The organism is Sphingobium sp. B8D3B, assembly GCF_025961875.1.
GTDB lineage: Bacteria > Pseudomonadota > Alphaproteobacteria > Sphingomonadales > Sphingomonadaceae > Sphingobium.
Map to the genome: position 1 here is coordinate 1,465,507 of NZ_JAOQON010000001.1, position 20,073 is coordinate 1,485,579.

The following is a 20,073-nucleotide window of genomic DNA, read 5'->3' on the forward strand; positions in this document are numbered from 1 at the left end:
CGTCAGGCCCCCAGTGCCCGGGGACCGGACAGCGACCGGCGCAGGCGGCTCATCAGCACATCGCGGCGCAGACGCAAGCGCGCGACGAGATGACCATCGGGCCGCGCCTTGCCCCGTTCGCTGGACAGCGCATCGTCGACGCGTTGCAGCAGGACCATCAGATTGAACGTGAAGATATTCATGAACGTCATCCTCCAAAGTGCGTTGCACGTGATCGGATGACTGGATGCCTGAGCCTGAAAAACCGAACCTGCACCGGTATCACCCGATGCGGTCCGACATCGCGACGCGCTCATGTTTGAGCGCTGCGCCAGAGGGGCCCGGTCCGCAGGCGGCATTTTGGAGATAGCGCGGCAGGTTTCAAGAGGGCGATGCGAAAAAACTTGCGTCGGGCCGTGACCGAGGCGCTATGCCAGATGACATCGCGCCTGCCGGGCCGCGAAGCCCGAGGTCTCGATCCCCATGCCACTCGATCCCTTCTACATTCTGTGCGCGGTGGTCGCCGTGGTGATTTCCGGCCTCGCCAAGGGTGGCTTTTCCGCCGCGGGCTCGCTGGCCATGCCTATCCTCGCCCTTGCGATCGACCCGGTGCGGGCCGCGGCTATCCTGCTACCGATCCTGATCGTGCAGGATGTGGTGGGCGTCTGGGCGTTCCGCCGCACCTGGGATGGGCATGTGCTCGCGGTGATGATCCCCGGCATGACCATTGGCGTGGCGCTGGGCTATTTCTTCTCTGCGCAGGTCTCGGCGGATGTCGTGCTGGGCGTGCTCGGCGCGATCTCGATCCTGTTCGGCTTGCAGCGCCTGTGGGTCGAGCGGGGCCATGCGATCACCCTGCCCTCCAATTCACCGGCGTGGCTGGGCGCGCTGTTCGGCGTGGCGTCGGGCTTTACCAGCCACATCGCCCATGCCGGTTCGCCGCCCTTCCAGATGTGGGTGCTACCGCGCAAGCTGCCCCGCGATACGCTCGTCGGCACAACCGCCATCGCCTTTGCGGTCATGAACTGGATCAAGGTGCCGGCCTATACCGCCCTCGGCCAGTTCACCCGCGCCAATCTGCTGGCGACCGGGGTGCTGATCCCCCTCGCCCTCATCTCCACGATGCTGGGCGTGAAGCTGGTGCGCAAGGTCGATCCGGAGCGTTTCTATGTGCTGATCTACGTCCTGATGATCCTGCTCGGCATGAAACTGCTCGCCGATGCTCTGATTTAAATCCGACGCGCTCCGGGATGCACCCGATAATCCCCTGATGACAGCGGCGAGCGGTACGCTATGCTAAGGCGTATCGTTCTCAATCCCCTCGCAGACGATCAGGAGACACAGATATGCGCCTCATTCACGCTGCCCTTCCCGCTCTTCTTCTTGCCGGCATCACCGGCGGGCTGGTCGCACAGCCCGGCAAGCCCGACCCCGCCGCGATTTCCGGCGGCACCTACACCGCCGATCCCGGCCACACGCTGGTGAAGTGGGAAGTCGATCATCTGGGCTTCACGCCCTATTTCGGCATTTTCGGTGACATCACCGGCACGCTCCAGCTCGACCCCAAAAACCCTTCGGCGGCCAAGGTCGATGTGACCATTCCCGTCTCCAAGGTCACCACTGCCAGCGCGGGCCTGACGGCTCACCTGCTGCGCGCCGGCAAGGACGGCAAGGCCGCCGACTTCTTCGGCCCGACGCCCGCCGACGCCCGCTTCGTCTCGACCAGCGTCGTCGTGGACGGCCAGGCCGCCAAGATCACCGGCAACTTCACGCTGAACGGCGTGACCAAGCCGGTGACGCTGGACGCGCGCTTCTACGGCGCCGGCATGGGCATGGGTAACAAGGAAAATGTCGGCTTCACCGCCACGGGCTCGATCAAGCGCAGCGACTTTGGCGTTGCTTACGGCCTGCCGATGGTGGGTGACGAGGTTAAGCTCGAGATCGTCGCCGGCTTCACCAAGTAAGCGCTGAGACTATCCGGCCGGTGAGTCGATCACCGGTCGGTCACAGCCCATGCGCGCAAGATGGGCGCGCCGCGCGACGATCCCGTCATCCCCCTTGAAGATTGGCGAGAGCGGATAGACGCCGAGCGGCTGGAACTGCCGAAAATCCATCACCGCCACATCATAGCGTGCGCACAGGGCTGCCAGATCGGCGGCCTTGAGCATTTGCAGGGCCATCACCGCCGGCTTGCCGGGCGCGCCATCGGCGCCGAAGCGCACGAGGTCGGTCATGAAATAGCCACCGCGAATATCGACCAGCACCACATCGGCATCGGACGCGCGAATGGCCTCCATGGTCTTGGCATAGCTCCGCACATAGCGCTCCGTATCGCGCGCTTGCCACAGCGTGCCCAGCAGCGCGAAGAGGGCGCCGGCCACCAGCAGCACCCGGCCATAGCGCGCATCGCGCGGTACGACGGCGCGCCAGCCCGGCCCGGCGAGTAGGCAGAGCGCACCGATCTGGCCGTGCATGTAGCGGAAGCCCCAGCCATAGCCCTGATACAGCGCAAGGCAGAGACCGGCGATCACGCCCAGCAGCAGCGGTACAGTCACCGGCATGTCACGCCACACACCTCGCCAGCGCACGCCCAGCACTGCCAGCCCGGCGAGCGGCAGGAGCAGCAGATTGTTCCAGGCGACCAGCCGGGATATGTTCAGCAGCGGCTGGAGATTATCGAGCCGGCCGAACAGGCTGATCAGCTTGTCGACGATGCTGTTGGTGCGGTGGACATCGCTTGGCGGTGCCGGGCCGACCAGCTCGGCCAGCGCCATCGGCCAGAGCCGGGCCCAGATCACCATCAGAGCGAGCGCGACACAGATATGGAACAGCGCCGGACGCCAGCGGCGATTGGCCGCCATCCACAGGATGAACGGCGCGATGAACAGCAGCGGGAAGTGCCATTGATGCAGCCCGGCGGCCAGAATCGCGACCAACGCGGCCAGTCCATGCCCCAATGCACCGCCGCGCAACACCAGCGCCAGCCAGATCATGTTGAACGCGAAATGGCTCGTCATCGCATAAGGCGTCATGGCGGTGACGAGCAATTGCGCTGAGGTGAGCGCCATAACCATCGTCACCAGCGCCGCATCGCGCCGATCCGGGTTGAGGCGCCGCGCGATATGCCAGAGCGCGACGAGGCCCGCGCCGAGCGTAACCGGGGCGGCGAGATCAGCCAGCCCGACGCGCTGAAACAGGCTGCGGATTGTGGCGTGGACCGGCAGATAGATCGACGTCCAATGCGTATCCGAGCCGTAGGGGCTGTAGAATTCCGGCTGCATCGCATGGCGGACGGCGTTCCAGGCTTCGGGAATCGGCCAGCCGATCATGCCATGGGCGAGCGCACCCGCAGTCAGCTCGACCATCACCTCGTCGCGCGAGACGCTGTAGCCGTGGAAGACCCAGGTCCGCCCTAGCCAGGCGAGCAGAACAACGATGGGGATGCCGACGGGAACCAGCGCCCTCCCGGCAAAGGATGCACCACTTGCGCGCTGGTCAGCCAGCCGGCTGCCGCGCGCCCGGAGGCCGACGATAAAACCCGCGACCAAAAGGCCAAACGCCTGCGCGTCCAGCATCCACATATCCTGCCGGGCGAACAGATATTCGGAAATGCTCCGGCCGGACTGGCTGCGCAAATGCCACATCCAGGCGCCCCAGCTGAGCGCGAGGGACAGCAGACCGCCCGCCACCAGCGCCGTTGCGAGAGCCAGCGGGCGCCCGTGCGCCGGATCAGACGATCGGGACATTGCCCTCACGCGCAAGGTCTGCGCGAATGAACAGGCCGTCCATTTCCACCAGCAGCGGGAAATGGCCCTTGTTGTTGGCGAACACCGCATTGGGCACGAAGCCCCCGCGCTCCAGAAGCGCGATCATCGTGCGATAGTCGGTCGCGCCATCGTAGAGCGGCCGCACCGACAGTTCGGTCTGCGCGGCGGTGATCCGCCCGGCGACCGCGCTGGCCCCAGACCAGACCTGCGCGTCATGCCCCTGCGTATCCATCTTGAGAAGAATCGCCTTGGCATCGCGCGCCGGCTGCAGATCGGGCAGCAGCGTATCGAGCCGGGCGCAGGGCACATGCACGGTGCGCGTGACCTTGTTGCGCTCGGCAAAAATCTGCTCGAGGCCGTCCTGCGGGGCATTGAGCGAGCTGAACTGGTCGGCCGCCATCAGGTGGAAGGTCGCTTCGCCATCCCGATCCGACAGCGCGATATTGTGGACGTGCCACCGCGCATCCTTGCCGGCGATCTCCACCAGCTTCGCGCAAACCTCGGGATGCGGCTCGAACGAGAGGATCGTGCCGCGAAAGCCGACATCGTTGCGCAACATGGTGGCATATTGCCCGGCATTGGCACCGACATCGATCACGCAATCGATGCCGAAATGCGCGATCAGCCGGCGCAGCGAGACGATCTCGCCATATTGATGCTGGCGGCCGACAAGGCCCAGCCGCACGGCCAGCCAGCGGTCGCGCAGTTCACGGCGGTAGCGGCGCAGGTCAATCATGCCGCGCTCTCCCCGACTGTGTGCCCCGTTCTGGCCGCGAAACGCTCACGGGCGGTCTGGTAGGCCTCTTGCGTCTGCGCGGCGGCGACATCCCATCCGGTCATCACCTGACCATGGGCGCGCGCGGCCTCACCCGCCTCCTGCCGACGGCGCGCATCGACGATGAGCTGGCGCAGGGCCACCGCCAGCGCCGGGGCATTGCCCGCCGGAAAGCGCGTGGCCACGGCATCGGGAAGGTCGCCGAACATGCCGGCATCGCTGGTTACCATGGCGGCGCCATAGCGCAGCGCGGAGAGGAAGGCACCGCTCGAATCGATCTCGCGATAGGGAAACGCCAGAATGTCCGCGGCGCGCAGATGCGCATCGAGGCGATGCTCGGTGAGGAAGCCGAGATCGGTCACCAGCCGTTCACTGAAGCCGCCGCCATGAATGGCTTGCAGGAAGGCTTCGACCGGCATGAACGGCTTGCCGGCAATCGCCAGCTCGAAGACGAGCCCGTCCCGCCAGAGACCGAGACAGGCCTGCACCAGCAAATCCAGCCCCTTGTAGGGCCGAATCGTGCCGAAGAAGAGAATGCGCGGCACGGTTCCGCGCGGGACGGCGGCCAAATCCTCCGCTGTTGCTTCCCGCAAGGTCATCGGCGGATGCGGCACCAGCGCGATGTCGGCAGGGTCGATCCCCTGCTTGAGCAGCGTCTCGCGCGTCTGCTCGCTATGGACGATCAGAAGATCGAACTGCCGCAGCAGCGCCTCATAGCCGCGCCCCTGCACGCCCGAGCGATCCTCGCCATGGAACGGGCGCGCATTGTGGACGGTGTGGACCAGCGCCGTCCGGCCGGCCAGCCGATCGAGCAGGATCTTGTCCACCATGGCCAATGGTAGCCACTGGAAATGCGCCACATCGCCTGCAAGGGAGCCGAGGCGGCCGAGCCGGGCATCCAGCGCATAATCGGCGGCCTTGGCGATCTGCCCGACGCGGCCATCGCCCAGCACCGGCCGCAGCCGCTCGCCGATGCGGAAGAAGCGGGGCTCATAGCGGTAGCGCTTGGGCACGATGGCATCGGTCTCGCGCATCGGCCGCCCGATCAGCGTTACGTCATTGCCGCGCGCGGCCAGCGCCTCGCACAGCCCATCATCATAGCGCGGCGTGAACAGCGAGGGGTCGATCATCGAAATCTTCACACGCTGCCCCTTGCCTGCGCCTTTGTGCCCCGCGCTCCTGTCAGATGCATCAGCATACGCCCATGAACCAGCCCCAGCGAAACATGAACAGCGGCGTAGAGAGCCAGAAACCCGGCGGAGAGAGTCCAGCCGAGGCTCTCATGCATGGGCAAGGCGAGCGGAACCGCCAGCACACTGCCGAGCAAAAGCAGCATCGAAGGCCGCAGCAAGGCCGCGAACCGCCCAAGTCCCCACTGCAGATAGACCGAGACGCAAATGAGGCTGAGGCCAAAAAGCAGCGCAATCATCATCGCAATTTCAGAATATTGCAGGTCGAGATTGCCATCGAATATGATGTGGGCGACCAGCTTTCCCGCGATCAGCAGTCCTATGCTGCCTGCCATCGTGGCACCCAGCGACCAGCCAAGGCAGCGCAGGACAGCGCGCCGCACGCCGGCCCCATCGCCCTGATAGGCCGCGCGGGTCAGGCCGGGCAGAACCGTCTCCGCAAGAGCGCGAATGACGGCGGACAGCGCGCGGGACAGCTTGAACACCAGATCGAAGAGCAGCAGCGGCCGTGGGTCCGGCGTCACCGCGACGATGGTGAAATAGGGTGCGTTATAGGCGCCGACATCACACAGGGTGAGAATGCCGGTCCGGCCGAAATCGGAGAGATAATGTGCGCGCACCGCCGCCAGCCCTGGCCCCAGCACAATCCAGTCGCGCCGCCGCATCGCCAATGTCGCGTGGAAGGTCGCAAGCCCGGCGCAGAGCACCCCGAGCGCGACGACCAGCTGAATGAGCACCGAGGCGAGGATCGGCAGCGGCCCTAGCGCGGCCAATAGTAGCGCGAGGCCGGAGATACGGCGGATGCTGTCGAGCGCTTCCCACCAGAGATTGTGATCGACCGCGGCCAGCGCCCGCCGCGCCAGCAGGGTGAGCAGATTGAAGGCGGCGACGAGATAGAAGGTGATGAACAGCGCCGGATAGTCGGTCTTCAGCCAGCCCGTCGCGATGGCGCCACCGATCAGCATCGCGCCGACGACCACGAGGCCGGCCAGAATCCACAGCAGGGCGACCAGTTCGGCGGGATCGAAAGCGCCCTCCCCGCTCACCCGTAAGCGCCTCAATCGCGCGTAGGCGATGGCGCTGAGGCCAAGCTCGGCGGACACCGTGAAGTTGGCGAACGCGACCAGCAGCAGAAAGCCACGAAATTCCTCAAGGGGGAGAATGCGCACGAACACGAAGGTGACGACGAAGCCCCACAGCATGGCGAGGGCCACATTGCCCAGCTTCACCAGCCCGAGCAGCCCGGAATGACGCTCAAGACGCCCCGCCAGCGCGATCAGGCCGGCCATCACCCCCGCAGGCTCATCATGCCGGTCGACGGGCGCGGAACAGCGTGTCGGCCAGGGCCTCCCGCCTGACCGCTTCGGGCGGCCGGGACGCGGCATCGATCAGGTCCACCTCGAACCCGGCCGCGCGGATGCGCTCGGCAAAGTCGCGGCCATATTGGCGGACATGGTCCCACTGGCCGAAGCGCCGCTCCCGCTCGCGGCCGGAGAGATCCGGCGGGCCATCCTCGCTGGGGCGATCCCACAGCGGCACAAGCAGCCAGGCCTCGCCCCCGGGCTTGAGCGCCCGCAGCAGGTTGCGCAGCACCACCGCGTCGTCAGGCACATGCTCCATCACATGGCTGGCATAAATGCGGTCGTAGCGCGACTCGTCGGTCATCGCCATCAGGTCCAGGTGCTGGACACCGGGGACGGCATAGCGGGAGGGGTCGATATCAGCGGGCACATAATCGCCGGCATGGGCGCGGAACCGCTCGATCAGGCTCGCCTCGCCCGGCGCGCAATGCAGCACCGCGCTCCATGCCGGCAGGGTGATGACACCTTCATCAAGGAGATGATGCATCAGCCGTTCGCGTGGCGATGCGCCGCAATCGAGGCACCCCCATTCGGCTTCGTCGCCATAGCGAAAGAAGCCCACCACATCGCGCCGGCACGCCGGGCAGTGCCGGTCACGCGCAGCACCGAAGGCTGACCGCACGGCCAGTTCGGCTCTCGAGAAATGCTTACCTGCGGCCTTGCGCACGCGTTGCATGGTGATCATGGCGCGAGCCTATACAATGCTGCACCCCGAAAGCGAGAGGAACCGCACATCTTTGCGTGCACGGCCTCAGTCGCGGGACTTGGCGGGCGTCCACAGCGTGAAGGTCTGCCCGCGCATGGCGAGCATCACGCCCTTCAAGGTCGCCATATAAGCCAGCAGCAGGTCGAAGATCGCCGCGAGCGGCCCGCGCCGTGCCATCGCGCCCAGCATCGCCAGCACCAGCCCGGCCGCCACCAGCGCGACGGCGGCAACAGGCGTGATCCGCCAGGCCAGCGCCAGCGCCGCGAGAACCGCCAGCCCGATCCACAGGCCACCGAACCAGCGCACGATCTTGCGCGAGCCATATTTGAACCGGTCGAGCCGGCTCATCCGCCGCAATCGCGCCCGCAAATGCCGGTGCGTGTGCCAGCTGCGGGCGGCGATGCGCACCTTGCGGCGATATTCATCCGCGCGCTGGGCTACCATCGCCTCACGGGCGATCACGTCCTTGGCCTTGATGAGTCGGCGGCCGGCAAAGACCACGGCCATGGAGACGGTGAGATCGTCCAGCACGCTATCCGGGAAATCAGGATAGAGCGCGCGCCGCATCGAGAATATCGACCCGTCCGCCCCCATCACATTGCCGGTGCGCGACTCGATATCCTTGAGATGCTCCTCAAGCCGCCAGTAGAGCGCGCCCACAGACGCCGAGGCACTGCGATCCGCGCCGTCATAATGCAGCGAGCCGAGCACGCCGCCGACCTGCGGATCGGCATAATATGGCAGCAGCGCATCGATGGCGTCCGCATCGAGCAGCACATTGGCGTCGGTGAAGACGAGGATGTCGCCCGTGGCCATGGCCGCCAGCTGCTTCATCCCGTGCGCCTTGCCGCTGCGGCCCGGACCGCGCAACAGGGTGAGGACGCCCTGTGCCTGCGCCAGCAGATCGCCTGTGCCATCGCTGGACCCATCGTCGAAGGCGAGTATCTGTGATGCCGGATGCCGCGCTTTGAGCGCACGCAGATTCTCGATCTTCGTGGGCAGCGATGCGGCCTCGTTATAAGCGCAGAAGAGCAGCGAGACGGTGGGCGGGGCCGCTACACCCGCTTGCTGGACCGGCTTGGTCGGCAGCATTCGCAGAATGAGCGGATAGATCAGGAACGGCCAGACCAGCAACACCGCACATAGCACGATGATGAGGGCGAGGATCACATCGACGGGCGTCACCGGACATCTCCGCTCGGCACCCGACTGTTCTCCTGCGAAAGCAGGAGTCCAGGGCTGCAAAGCCTGTCGGTTGCGTCTTGGGCTCCTGCTTTCGCAGGAGCACCGCGCCCGCCCTCAAAATGCATTGTCATGCGCCAGCACTCGCAGCGTCGCGACGATGATCCGCAGGTCTCGCCAGATCGACCAGTTGGTCACATATTCAAGATCGGACTGGAGCCGATTGATGAGATCCTCGTGCCGGTCGGTCGGGCCGCGATGCCCACGCACCTGGGCCAGCCCGGTCATGCCCGGCTTGATGCAATGCCGCGCCCAATAGCGCTCATCGACCTCCCAGTAGAGGCTCTGCGCCGCCTTCGCCGCGGGGGCGTGCGGGCGTGGACCGACGATGCTCATATCGCCTTTCAACACATTGAAAAGCTGCGGCAGTTCATCGATACTCGTGCGCCGCAGAAAGGCGCCGATGCGGGTCACGCGCGGATCGTCCTTTTCGGTGAGCTTGTCCGCCTTGAGGTCGCTCAGCGCCATATGCATAGTGCGGAATTTGAGGATCATGAACGGCCGCGCATCGCGCCCCAGCCGCTGCTGGCGGAAGAACACCGGCCCCGGCCCCGAGAGCTTCACCGCCAGCGCGCCGAAAATGAGGATCGGCGAGAGCGCCAGGATCGCCGGCACGCAGATCGCCAGATCGAACAGCCGCTTCAACAACCGGTCCCGGAACAGCAGCGGTCCACCGGCCACCACCAGCGTCGGATGATCGGCAAAGGCGCTCACTTTCGCGGGCACGAACTGGCGCATTTCCGGCACCAGGATTTCTCCCTTGGCGGACAGGGAGGTGAGCGCGATGCGCCAGTCCGCGATCCGCTCGGCCGGGCACGCGACGACCACCCGCTCGGCGCCGCCGACACCATCGGCGAGGCGCTCGGCCATCTTGGCATCCCGCGCGGTGGGATCGAAGCCGATCGCCTGCGCATCCACCCGCCAGGCATCGCGCGGCGTTTCGATCTCGACGCCATCCACCAGCAGCACCGTGATGTGCGGCACCGCGCCGACCAGCCAGATTGCCAGCCTGTCGATCAGCGGACGCACCGCGATCAGCCCGCCGGCAGACAAGGCCAGGCCGACCATGAAGGTCAGGCGCGACAACTGCTCGGCGATCTTGCCGAGGTAGATGATGAACAGGGTCAGCATCACCGCTTGCGCAAGCGACCATACCGCCTTGGCGGCGCTCGCCCGGCGATTGCCGATCATCCTTATCCCGTAGACGCCGCCATGCACGGCAATGAGCACGTAGACGGGCACGATCATCGCCGCCATCACCAAGCCATGCGGCTTGCCTGGCTCGCCGATGAGGGACCCCAGTACCAGAAGATTGGCCAAGGCAAAGGCCAGCCCGAGCACCAGCATGTCGAGCATGATGCTCAGCAGATAGAGGCGCAGGCGTGCTGCTTCCTTCGACTGCGCTGGTTTGGCTGCCATGGCCGCGCGCTATGCCCCTGCGCGGGGGCCGTCAACGAGATTGTGCGTGGGCGGCGCGGTGGCATCCGTCGCAGTTCCAGCAACATATGTCCCGCGCCGGGGCAGGAATTCGGGATCATCGCTGGAATATCGTGTATGACCCTTTTATGACGGCCGCCCCAGAACGCCGCGGAGAGATGATGCAGCATAGCCCCAACAGACCAGCGCCAGCCGTGAACAGGATCCAAAACAACCTGCTTGCGGCGCCGGAGAGACGTCTGCTGAACTGGCTGTGCAGCATCATGCCCCGCTGGGTCACGCCCGATATGCTCACGACGTTGGGCGTGGTGGGCGGGCTTGCCACCTTCGTCGGTTATGCCGGCAGCAGCTTCGGCGACCAATGGCTGTGGCTGGCGATGGCCGGCTATGTGATGCAGTGGTTCGGCGACTCACTGGATGGCAGCCTCGCCCGCTATCGCCACATTGAGCGGCCATCCTACGGTTACTTCATCGACCATAGCTGCGACGGCATCGTTACCTTGCTCATTCTGGGCGGCATGGGGTTCAGCCCCTATGTCCGGGTGGACGTCGCGATGTTCGCGGTCGTCGGCTATCTGCTGCTCTCCATCCACGCCTATCTCGCGGCTCGGGTGATGGGCGAATTCAAGCTCTCCTATGGCATAGCCGGGCCGACGGAGCTGCGCTTCGTGCTGATCGGCATGACCATCGGCATGATGCTCACCGACCCCACCAAAGCGCCGGCCATCTCGCCATTCGACATGATCGTTGGCGGCGTGGGCGTGATCTTCGTGGTGCTGTTCGTCAGCCAGACGCTCGTTGCGGGCCGTCAACTGTCCCGGTCGGACAACGCCCGGCGCGGCTAAACGGCGCGGCGCCCGACGCAGCCTGCCTTATTCGGCGGCCTCTTCCAGATGACCATGCGACGCAGCCTGCATCGCCGCGATGCCGAGCTTTGCGAGCAGCGCGCCATCCTTGTCGTCGCCGGCATTGGGTGTGGTGAGCAGCTTGTCGCCGGTGAAGATGCTGTTGGCCCCGGCCATGAAGCAGAGCGCCTGACAGGCCTCGCTCATGCTCTCCCGCCCCGCTGAAAGGCGGACCATCGCCTGCGGCATGGCGAGCCGCGCCACCGCCACCGTGCGGACGAACTCGATCTCGTCGATCTTGGCGAGCGGCGTATCGGCGAGCATGTCGCCGAGCACGGTGCCCTTCACGGGGACCAGCGCGTTGATCGGCACGCTCTCCGGATGCGGCATCGTCGCCAGCGCGTGGATAAATCCGATGCGATCCTCGCGCGTCTCGCCCATACCCACAATGCCACCGCAACAGACGTTGATCCCCGCGGAGCGCACGGCTTCCAGCGTCTCGATCCGGTCGGCAAAGCTGCGCGTCGTGATCACCTCGCCATATTTCTCCGGCGCGGTGTCGATGTTGTGATTATAATAATCCAGTCCGGCTTCGGCGAGCATCTGGGCCTGACCGGGCGTCAGCATCCCCAGCGTCATGCAGGTTTCCATGCCCATCTCGCGCACGCCCTTTACCATCTCGATGAGGGCGGGCATGTCGCGGTCCTTGGGGTTGCGCCAGGCTGCCCCCATGCAGAAGCGGCCCGAGCCGGCATCCTTGGCCTGCGCGGCGGATTGCAGCACGGCGCGCACGTCCATCAGTTTGGTGGCCTTGAGGCCGGTCTCGGCATGGACGGACTGGTTGCAATAGCCGCAATCCTCCGGGCAGCCGCCGGTCTTGATCGAGAGCAGCGTCGAGAGCTGCACCTCATTGCGCGGATGATTGGCCCGATGCACGCCCTGCGCCTCATAGAGGAGATCCATGAACGGCAGATCGAACAGCGCGGCGATTTCCTCGCGCGTCCAGTCGGTGCGGGGGGCGGTTGTCACCGGCGCAGCTGGGGATGAAAGCTGTGTCATAGTCTGCCCCTCTGCCTCAGGCCGAGGCGCTTGAAAAGCCACTCTTGCCATTGACGGCATCCGCATAGCGCCTGAGGTCATCCGCATAACGCCCAACCAGCCGCCGCGCCTGTTCGTCGGCGGGCATCGCAGCAAGCGCCGCGCTGAGCCGCGCAGGCCATTCTCCCGGCAGATCGCAGAGACGCTCGCGGGCGATGCCGATGGTAAAGAGGATGGCGCCGCTCTCCGGCAGGCGCCTCAGCGTTTGCCGCTCGCAGCGGACGATCAGCGTCTGCCCGGCATTGTCCGGCGTGACATGCGCAAACGCGGCGGCCTCATCGACGGTCGGAAGATAGCGCCACTCCATGGACGGCACGATGAACCAGTTGGCCCGCGCGAAAATTGGCCCCGTTTTCAGCCCATTCAGGAAATGATCGACACCGGCGGCCAATTGCTCGGCATAGCCCTGGATGGGCGCATGGATCTGCGCCATCGGTCTGCCGATCTTGTCCGCAAGGCGCCAGTCGGTTGGGAAGCCCACCGCAGCGGCCGTAAGGTGCCACGGGTCACCCGGCTCCGCCTGCTGCATGATGCACAGATCTTCCCAGCAGCCGCGCGCGATATCGCCCAGATCTCCTGAAATGCCGATCATCGCGCCGACCTCGCGGACGGCGCCCTCGGCGCCGGGCAGAAGTTGCACCGCCTCTGGGTGCGCATCGAACACGGCGGCGCGGGCGGCGCGGTCGAAGTCCGGCCAGAGCCACTCCTCCTCCGGCACGCGGCGCAGGCCCATGGTCATCGCCCGGCCCATCCGCGCGGCCCCCAGCAGATCGGGCACGGAGAAGCCAAGCGTCATGCCGCCCCGCCTCCGTGCCCTCCTGTCATCGTCAGAGCGCGTCCAGCGCCTGCGCCATGTCGGCGATGATGTCGTCGATATGCTCGATGCCGACCGACACGCGCACCACGTCCGGCCCGGCGCCAGCGGCGACCAGTTCCGCCTCTGACAGCTGGCTATGGGTGGTCGAAGCAGGGTGGATGATCAGCGAACGGGTATCGCCGATGTTGGCCAGGTGGCTGAACAGCTTGACGCCGGAGACGAGCTTGATGCCAGCCTCGCGCCCACCCTTCACGCCGAAGGTGAACACGGCGCCGCCCTTGCCGCCCAGATAACGCTGCGCGAGCGCATGATAGGGATCGTCCGGCAGACCGGCATAGCGCACCCACTCCACCTTGGGATGCTTCTGGAGCCACTGCGCCAGCGCCAGCGCGTTATCGCAATGCCGCTCCATGCGCAGCGAGAGTGTCTCCATGCCCGTGAGCGCGAGAAACGCGTTCATCGGCGCCAGCGCCGGCCCCAGATCGCGCAGGCCCAGCACCCGGCAGGCGATGATGAAGGCAATCGGTCCCACCGCGTCGCTGAGCACCGCGCCGTGATAGGAGTCGTTGGGCTGGGTCAGCGCAGGGAACTTGCCGGACTTCACCCAATCGAACTTGCCCGCGTCCACGATCACGCCGCCGATGGAATTGCCATGGCCGTTGAGGAACTTGGTGACCGAATGCACCACAATGTCCGCGCCATGCTCGATCGGACGGCAAAGCACCGGCGTGGCCAGCGTGTTGTCCACGATCAGCGGAATGCCGGCATCATGCGCGATCTTCGCGATCGCCTCGATATCCTGCACCACGCCGCCGGGATTGGCGAGGCTCTCGATGAACACGGCGCGCGTGCGGTCCGTGATCGCCGCAGCGATATTAGCCGGATCATCCGCATCCACGAAGGTCGAGCCCCAGCTCATCTTCTTGAAGCTGTGGCCGATCTGGTTGAGCGAGCCACCGTACAGCTTCTTGGCCGCGACGATGTGATCGCCGGCTTCGAGCAGCGTGTGGAACGCCAGGAACTGCGCGGCATGACCCGAGGCCACGGCCAGCGCGGCGGCACCGCCCTCAAGCGCGGCAATCTTGCCTTCCAGCGCGCCGTTGGTGGGGTTCATGATTCGCGTGTAGATGTTGCCGAATTCCTCCAGCGCAAAGAGACGCGCGGCATGGTCGGCATCGTCGAACACATAGGATGCCGTCTGGTAGATCGGCGTGATCCGCGCCTTGGTCGTCGGGTCGGGCTCGGTTCCGGCGTGGACAGCGAGGGTATCGATCTTCTGGCTCACGGGATTGCTCTCCTTTGTATTGCGCGAAGCGTGACCGACAGCGGCATGGACCGCCATACAGAACGCTCCTTAGCGCCTCACCGGCGCAAAGCCTACCGCCAGCGCGTGCCCGCAGACCGATGATCCTCCACCTGCTTGCAGAGATCGCTCCCGATCGCCAACTAGGCACCACAGACAGGACACGCCATGCACATCCAGGATCCCACGCCCCGCCCCCGCCAGATCGCCGAGATCGGCAGCTATCATGCGCATATTTATTATGATGCCGCGACGCGCCCGGTGGCGGAGCGCCTGCGCGCGGGCGTGTCCGATCGATTTTCTGTCCGGCTGGGGCGCTGGCACGATCGGCTGGTCGGGCCGCACACGCAATCCATGTTCCAGATCGCCTTTGCCTGCGATCTGTTCGACACGCTGGTGCCCTGGCTGATGCTCAACCACGGCGGACTGAGCATCCTCATTCATCCCAATACGCTGAACCAGCGGCGCGATCATCTGGAGGACGCGCTGTGGATCGGCACCCCGCAGGCGATCCTGGGAGACCGTCTGCCGACCGAGGGCGCAGAGCCGAATGACGTCGGTGAGATCAATTCCGCGCCCGTCGCCGGAGTCACCATCTAGCGAGGCAGCATCCCCTCGCCGCAGCGCCTCTCGGAGCGGCGCGACAGACATAGAAAAACCCCGCCAAGTCGTTGAACCTGGCGGGGTTTTCCATGGTGGGCGTGGCAAGGATTGAACTTGCGACCCCTGCGATGTCAACACAGTGCTCTACCACTGAGCTACACGCCCACTTGAGAGGAGAGGCCCTTACGCAACGCGCGAGGGCGGCGCAAGCGCAAATATCAGAGAAGGTTCTCCGCGCTGGTGCGATTGAACATTCGGTCGACCTCCATCACCAGATCGCGCAAGTGAAACGGCTTGGAGAGAACCTTGGCTTCCGGCGCGACGCGCCCCGCGCGCAGGGTCACCGCTGCAAAGCCTGTGATGAACATCACGCGCGTATGCGGCGAGACGGACGCGACATGCTGGGCCAACTCAATGCCGTCCATTTCCGGCATCACGATATCGGTCAGCAGCAGATCGAAATGCTCGGCCTCGATGATCGGCACCGCCGCCGTGCCCCGGTCCACCGCCACGACCTCATAGCCGGAGCGTTCGAGCGCACGAACGAGATACTGCCGCATCGAGTCATCGTCTTCCGCCAACAAAATGCGAAACATGCGCGTGCCGAAGCCTCCGGGATACTCGTCGATCACACCGCCATAAAGCCTGATAGGCCTTGGCGTCACCCCTTGCTTTATGCGAAAAGCGATTAAGAATTTCCATCAGTTGCGGCCAATTGCGGAAAATTTCGCAGCCGCAAGCGGCCCTGTGGAGGACCATTGCGACCCAAGCCTGCCCGGAGTCATGACGCGTTTCATCACTACGGCGTGGCCGGTGATCGCGGCCCTCTGGTGTTCGCCGTCCCTCACGCGGGGCGGGATTATTCCCCCGCCCTGCTTGCGCGGGCCCGCGTTTCGCAAAAGGCGTTGCAAGGGCTGGAGGACCGCTATGCCGATCTGCTGGTGGAAAGGCTCATCGAGCAAGGCCATCATGTGCTGATCGCGCGCCAGCCCCGCGCCCTGATCGATCTCAATCGCGACGAGCGGGAGGTCGATCTGCGTGGCATCCAGGGGGCGCCATGGAGCTTTCGTGGCCAGAGCAGCGCAAAATTGCGCGGTGGCCTGGGGCTGATCCCGGAGCGGCTGGCGACGACGGGCGGTCTCTGGCGCGACCCCCTGCCCTATGCCGCCCTGTGCCAGCATATCGAGCAGGTCCATCGCCCCTATCACGCCGCGCTGGGGGCCGCTCTTGAAGTGACGCGCCGGCGCTATGGCATCGCGCTGCTGCTCGACATTCATTCCATGCCACCGCTCAAGGCCACCACGGCCGACATACCGACTCCGCGCGTGGTGATCGGCGACCGATTCGGGCGGAGCGCAACGGATCGGCTGACCGACCTGTGTGCGGACGTCATTCGCCGGCACCGGCTGCCGGTGGCGATCAACGCGCCCTATGCTGGTAACCACATTCTCGAGCGACATGGCCGGCCCGAGCGGGACGTTCACGCCATTCAGATCGAATTCGATCGGTCGCTCTATCTGGATGCGACAATGGCCGAACCCGGCCCTGGCCTTGCCGATGTGCAGGCCCTTCTCGTGACATTGGCCGAGCATCTCTCGCGCGAGCTGATTGACTTTGCCCGGCCGCTGGCGGCCGAATAGCGCAGACTGAGCCATCTCCGTTTAACCATAAAAAACCACCCCGTGCGATGCACAGGGTGGCCCAGGTTCAGGGAGGAGACGTCCCGAAAGGGCGGGACGCCCACGCAACGGCTCGAAAGGGGGAACAAGCCATTACGTATTTTGAAGTTAAGGCACGGCCCGAGCCTTTTCAAGCCCGGGCCGCAAGAGGTAGATGATTTTTTCAACTTATCGCCTCGCCCCGCCGAAAAAATGGATCGGCTGGGCGAGCGGCGCGATTTAGCTGATCTGGTAGGCCGGCACCGGGCCGAGGCCGAGAGCGCGCTGAGCGAAGAACAGCTCGCGCATGCCCTGCAGCGAGAACAGATGCGCATGAATGAGCGGAAGCGCACCGCTCTGGTTGAACTTGCGCAGCTGATCGCCGCGCAGCTCGCGCAGCTTTTCCTCATTGACCATCTGGAAGCCGCGATAAACGAAGGGCTGCTCCTGATCGGGAATCTGGATGCTCAGCTCGCCGTCCATCAAAAGCTCCTGCTCCTGCAGTTCCTTGACGAACTGGCCGGTGCGCATCGCAGCTTCCTCAAACTGCTGGCAGAAAGCGAGCAGTTCCTTGGTCAGCTCGCTGGCCTCGCCATTTTCGATGAGCGGACGACCGTCCTCATACTCCCCGACGATTTCGCTGGTCGGATCGAAGCACAGCGACAGCTCGTCGGAATCCGGACGCAGGCGCACCAGCATCCAGGGGTAGCGACGGATATAGGCGGGAACATAGCCGTCCTCGCGGCGCAGCTTGCCCTCGCTGTCGACCAGCGTGTTGACGCCCTCGTTGAGGCCCATCAGCGCCAGCGGCACGGGATTGGGGCCGCTGGAGAAGACGATCGGCAGGAAACGCTGGGCCTGCGCGAACTCGTCGAGCGTCAGCGGGACGGCGTGGACGCCCACGATATGCGGCGCGGTGTCATAGTTGCGCAGCGTGTACTTGCCGTGCTGCTCCACATTGAGCGGCACCAGGTCGTTGTAAAGCAGAGGCAAATTCTGGGCTTGTGGCGCGCTGGCCATGACATCGGTCTCCTGAAACGGACATGGATCAGCCCGTTCCCGATGGGCCGGCTGAATGACGCCCGGCCATAAAGGGCCGCTCGGGCCTAGGCAAGGGGCACAAGCTTGCCGGGATTGAATAGGCCCTGTGGATCGAACGCCCGCTTGATCGCCCGCACCGCATTCAGCTGGGCGGGTGGCGTAAGACGTGCAAACTCCGCGATCTTCATCTGGCCGATCCCGTGCTCGGCCGAGATCGATCCGTGCATCGCCACGACGATGTCGTTGACGAAGCGCGTTGCCTCTTCTCCGTGCGAGGCGAGCCAGTCCGCCCCCTGCCCTGGGCCGGTGCCGGCCGGCGCGCGAACATGGAAGTGCACATTGCCATCGCCAAGATGTCCGAAGGACGAAGCCGTCGCCCCCGGGAACCGCGCCTCGCACGCCGCTGCCGCCTCGATCATGAAGCGGGGCATGTCCGCAATCGGCACGCTCACATCGAACTGCAGCGCGGGGCCTTGCGCCCGCTCCGCCTCCGATCCGCTTTCCCGCAGCTTCCAGAATGCCTCAGCCTGCGCCTCGCTGGCGGCGATGGCCGCATCGACGACCAGACCTTGTTCGAAGGCCTCGGCCAGAGCGGCCTCCAGCCGGGCAGCCGCGCTCTCTTGCTCGTCGGCCGCGTCCAGATCCACCTCGATCAGCGCATTCCACGGCGTCCTGGTCTCGATCGGCGCGCGAGTGTCGGGGATCACATCGAGCACATGGCCGAGCGTATCGCGCGCCATCACCTCGAATCCCTCCACGACGGACCCGAGGCGCCGCTCGAGAAACCTCAACAGCGCCAGCGCCTGCGCGGGGTCTTCCACGCCGGCCCACGCCACGGCCCGATCGGCAATCGCGGGCACCAGACGAAGGCTCGCGGCCGTCACGATCCCCAGCGTTCCTTCCGCCCCGATAAGCAGCTGCTTGAGATCGTAACCCCGATTGTCCTTCTTGAGCGCGGCAATCCCATCGTGGATCGAGCCATCCGGCAGCACCGCCTCGATGCCCTCCACCAGCGCGCGCATCGTCCCGTGCCGCAGCACCTGCGTGCCGCCGGCATTGGTGGAGACGAGCCCGCCGACCGTTGCCGATCCCTTGGCACCCAGGCTCAGCGGAAACCGCCGACCGACCGCCGCTGCCGCCTCATGCAGGGTCGAGAGAATGACACCTGCCTCGCACACGGCAAGATTGGCGGCGGGATCGATCGCGCGAATCCGGTTCATCGCGCGGAGCGAGAGGATGAGGGCGCTGCCATCGGCCGGGGGTGTGGCGCCGCCGACCATGGAGGTATTCCCGCCCTGCGGCACCAAAGCGACGCCATGATCGTGCGCGCAGCGGACCATCGCGGCCACCTCCTGCGTGGAGCGCGGCGTCAAAATGGCGACCGCCTCGCCATGATATTTGCCACGCCAGTCACCCAGCCAAGGCACGATCAGATCGCGATCCTCTATCAGGCCACGGGAGCCGGCAATCGCACGAAAGGCGTCCAGAACTGTCTCGGAGATCATGCCCGCCTATATGCCCTCTACGCTGGCGCATGACCACCATCTGCGCGCAAAAATGCTTGCGAAGCGCGCGCCTTCGTTGTTGATCATACAATTAATCGGCTGTTCAAGCGGTAAGGGTTAGGGCATTTTCCTCCCCTGGGGTCAGTTCATTGCCAGCATCGTCGCCAACCATTTTGCTGCCGCTCCTGCTTTTGGGAGCATCGCAGGCCGTAGAGGCCGAGCAGCGCGTGGCGGCCCCGAAGATGAGCCCGATGGCGCGCATGGATCAGGTCCAGCTCGCCCAGCTCTCCATCGAACAGCGAGTGATCATCCGCATCCCGACCATGCCGGCGCAACCCCGAACAGCCGCACCGGCGCCGCCGGTGATCCAGTGGAAGGAAGGCCGCGGCCCGCGTTGCCTGCCGCTCAACCTGATCCGCGCGGCGGTGGTGACCCATGCCGATGGCGTGACGATGGTGGTGAGCAACACCGAGCGCTACCGCGCGCATCTGGGGCGGGCCTGCCGGGCGGCGGACTTCTATTCCGGCTTCTACATCTCGCCCGACAAGGATGGGGTGCTGTGCGCCGGGCGGGACATGCTGCATGCTCGCAATGGCTCTGCCTGCGAGATCGAGCGCTTCTCGCGCCTCACGCCCCAGGTTGTGCACGCCGAGCCTGACGACGAGCCAAGGCGCGCGCGATCTGATCGATAACTGCCGATAAGCGGGGCGGAATTTCGCTTCCCGCGTTCGAGGCCAGAAACCATA

20 protein-coding genes and 1 tRNA gene are annotated in these 20,073 nt (G+C 65.4%); 6 read left to right on the forward strand and 15 right to left on the reverse strand.

From position 1 onward, the window contains the following. Nucleotides 1-2: 2 nt before the first annotated feature. Entirely contained in the window at nt 3-182 is a 180-nt protein-coding gene (locus M2343_RS06860) for a hypothetical protein (protein WP_264576075.1), read from the reverse strand. A 280-nt stretch (nt 183-462) separates the two neighbouring features. Between M2343_RS06860 and M2343_RS06865 the strand changes: the two genes are divergently transcribed. Both M2343_RS06865 and M2343_RS06870 read left to right on the forward strand, forming a co-directional pair. After that, on the forward strand, nt 463-1,212 hold the full coding sequence (locus M2343_RS06865; protein WP_264576076.1) for a sulfite exporter TauE/SafE family protein: 750 nt from the start codon (nt 463-465) through the stop codon (nt 1,210-1,212). A 113-nt stretch (nt 1,213-1,325) separates the two neighbouring features. After that, nucleotides 1,326-1,943 (forward strand): YceI family protein, encoded by a 618-nt coding sequence (locus M2343_RS06870; protein ID WP_264572508.1) that lies wholly within the window; start codon nt 1,326-1,328, stop codon nt 1,941-1,943. Nucleotides 1,944-1,952: 9 nt separating this feature from the next. On the opposite strand, the gene M2343_RS06875 is transcribed toward M2343_RS06870, so the two are convergent. The 7 genes from M2343_RS06875 to M2343_RS06905 all read right to left on the reverse strand — a co-directional run bounded on the left by M2343_RS06875 (nt 1,953) and on the right by M2343_RS06905 (nt 10,439). Next, nucleotides 1,953-3,725: an MFS transporter gene (locus M2343_RS06875; RefSeq protein ID WP_264576077.1), complete on the reverse strand. Its 1,773-nt coding sequence runs from the start codon at nt 3,723-3,725 to the stop codon at nt 1,953-1,955. Further along, nucleotides 3,709-4,473, reverse strand: coding sequence for an FkbM family methyltransferase (locus M2343_RS06880; RefSeq protein WP_264577515.1), 765 nt, complete (start codon nt 4,471-4,473; stop codon nt 3,709-3,711). Before M2343_RS06880 ends, M2343_RS06875 begins: the two co-directional genes overlap by 17 nt. A gap of 5 nt (nt 4,474-4,478) precedes the next feature. Continuing rightward, a complete protein-coding gene (locus tag M2343_RS06885) occupies nt 4,479-5,663 on the reverse strand; it encodes a glycosyltransferase family 4 protein (RefSeq protein ID WP_264576078.1) in 1,185 nt (394 codons plus the stop codon). Continuing rightward, nucleotides 5,660-7,000 (reverse strand): hypothetical protein, encoded by a 1,341-nt coding sequence (locus tag M2343_RS06890; protein WP_264576079.1) that lies wholly within the window; start codon nt 6,998-7,000, stop codon nt 5,660-5,662. The genes M2343_RS06885 and M2343_RS06890 overlap by 4 nt, the downstream gene beginning before the upstream one ends. 16 nt (nt 7,001-7,016) lie before the next feature. Further along, nucleotides 7,017-7,757 (reverse strand): class I SAM-dependent methyltransferase, encoded by a 741-nt coding sequence (locus M2343_RS06895; RefSeq protein WP_264576080.1) that lies wholly within the window; start codon nt 7,755-7,757, stop codon nt 7,017-7,019. Nucleotides 7,758-7,823: 66 nt separating this feature from the next. Continuing rightward, a complete protein-coding gene (locus M2343_RS06900) occupies nt 7,824-8,963 on the reverse strand; it encodes a glycosyltransferase (RefSeq protein ID WP_264576081.1) in 1,140 nt (379 codons plus the stop codon). Nucleotides 8,964-9,077: 114 nt separating this feature from the next. After that, nucleotides 9,078-10,439 (reverse strand): exopolysaccharide biosynthesis polyprenyl glycosylphosphotransferase, encoded by a 1,362-nt coding sequence (locus tag M2343_RS06905; protein ID WP_264576082.1) that lies wholly within the window; start codon nt 10,437-10,439, stop codon nt 9,078-9,080. A 179-nt stretch (nt 10,440-10,618) separates the two neighbouring features. On the opposite strand from M2343_RS06905, the gene M2343_RS06910 reads away from it, so the two are divergent. Further along, the gene (locus tag M2343_RS06910; RefSeq protein ID WP_264577516.1) at nt 10,619-11,302 is read left to right on the forward strand and encodes a CDP-alcohol phosphatidyltransferase family protein; all 684 of its coding nucleotides are present in this window, start codon (nt 10,619-10,621) and stop codon (nt 11,300-11,302) included. A 27-nt stretch (nt 11,303-11,329) separates the two neighbouring features. Here the strand turns inward: M2343_RS06910 and bioB are convergent, their stop codons facing one another. Genes bioB through M2343_RS06925 form a run of 3 tightly spaced genes read right to left on the reverse strand, consistent with a single transcriptional unit; the run spans nt 11,330 to nt 14,502 of the window. Beyond that, nucleotides 11,330-12,361, reverse strand: coding sequence for a biotin synthase BioB (bioB, locus tag M2343_RS06915; protein ID WP_264576083.1), 1,032 nt, complete (start codon nt 12,359-12,361; stop codon nt 11,330-11,332). A gap of 16 nt (nt 12,362-12,377) precedes the next feature. Continuing rightward, on the reverse strand, nt 12,378-13,196 hold the full coding sequence (locus M2343_RS06920) for a heme-dependent oxidative N-demethylase family protein (protein WP_264576084.1): 819 nt from the start codon (nt 13,194-13,196) through the stop codon (nt 12,378-12,380). A gap of 31 nt (nt 13,197-13,227) precedes the next feature. Continuing rightward, the gene (locus M2343_RS06925) at nt 13,228-14,502 is read right to left on the reverse strand and encodes an O-acetylhomoserine aminocarboxypropyltransferase (protein ID WP_264576085.1); all 1,275 of its coding nucleotides are present in this window, start codon (nt 14,500-14,502) and stop codon (nt 13,228-13,230) included. Between the two features lie 186 nt (nt 14,503-14,688). On the opposite strand from M2343_RS06925, the gene M2343_RS06930 reads away from it, so the two are divergent. Next, on the forward strand, nt 14,689-15,120 hold the full coding sequence (locus M2343_RS06930) for a DOPA 4,5-dioxygenase family protein (RefSeq protein ID WP_264572498.1): 432 nt from the start codon (nt 14,689-14,691) through the stop codon (nt 15,118-15,120). A gap of 93 nt (nt 15,121-15,213) precedes the next feature. Here the strand turns inward: M2343_RS06930 and M2343_RS06935 are convergent. Beyond that, a tRNA-Val gene (locus M2343_RS06935) sits at nt 15,214-15,288 on the reverse strand. Between the two features lie 53 nt (nt 15,289-15,341). Continuing rightward, entirely contained in the window at nt 15,342-15,719 is a 378-nt protein-coding gene (cpdR, locus tag M2343_RS06940; protein ID WP_181561372.1) for a cell cycle two-component system response regulator CpdR, read from the reverse strand. 210 nt (nt 15,720-15,929) lie between these two features. Here cpdR and M2343_RS06945 point away from each other — a divergent pair, with 210 nt between their 5' ends. Next, nucleotides 15,930-16,763, forward strand: coding sequence for an N-formylglutamate amidohydrolase (locus M2343_RS06945; RefSeq protein ID WP_264576086.1), 834 nt, complete (start codon nt 15,930-15,932; stop codon nt 16,761-16,763). Between the two features lie 258 nt (nt 16,764-17,021). Here the strand turns inward: M2343_RS06945 and M2343_RS06950 are convergent, their stop codons facing one another. Beyond that, nucleotides 17,022-17,801 (reverse strand): SapC family protein, encoded by a 780-nt coding sequence (locus M2343_RS06950; protein ID WP_181559273.1) that lies wholly within the window; start codon nt 17,799-17,801, stop codon nt 17,022-17,024. Nucleotides 17,802-17,887: 86 nt separating this feature from the next. Continuing rightward, nucleotides 17,888-19,327 (reverse strand): FAD-binding oxidoreductase, encoded by a 1,440-nt coding sequence (locus M2343_RS06955; RefSeq protein ID WP_264576087.1) that lies wholly within the window; start codon nt 19,325-19,327, stop codon nt 17,888-17,890. Between the two features lie 251 nt (nt 19,328-19,578). Between M2343_RS06955 and M2343_RS06960 the strand changes: the two genes are divergently transcribed. Continuing rightward, a complete protein-coding gene (locus M2343_RS06960; protein WP_264576088.1) occupies nt 19,579-20,019 on the forward strand; it encodes a hypothetical protein in 441 nt (146 codons plus the stop codon). Nucleotides 20,020-20,073 lie beyond the last annotated feature (54 nt).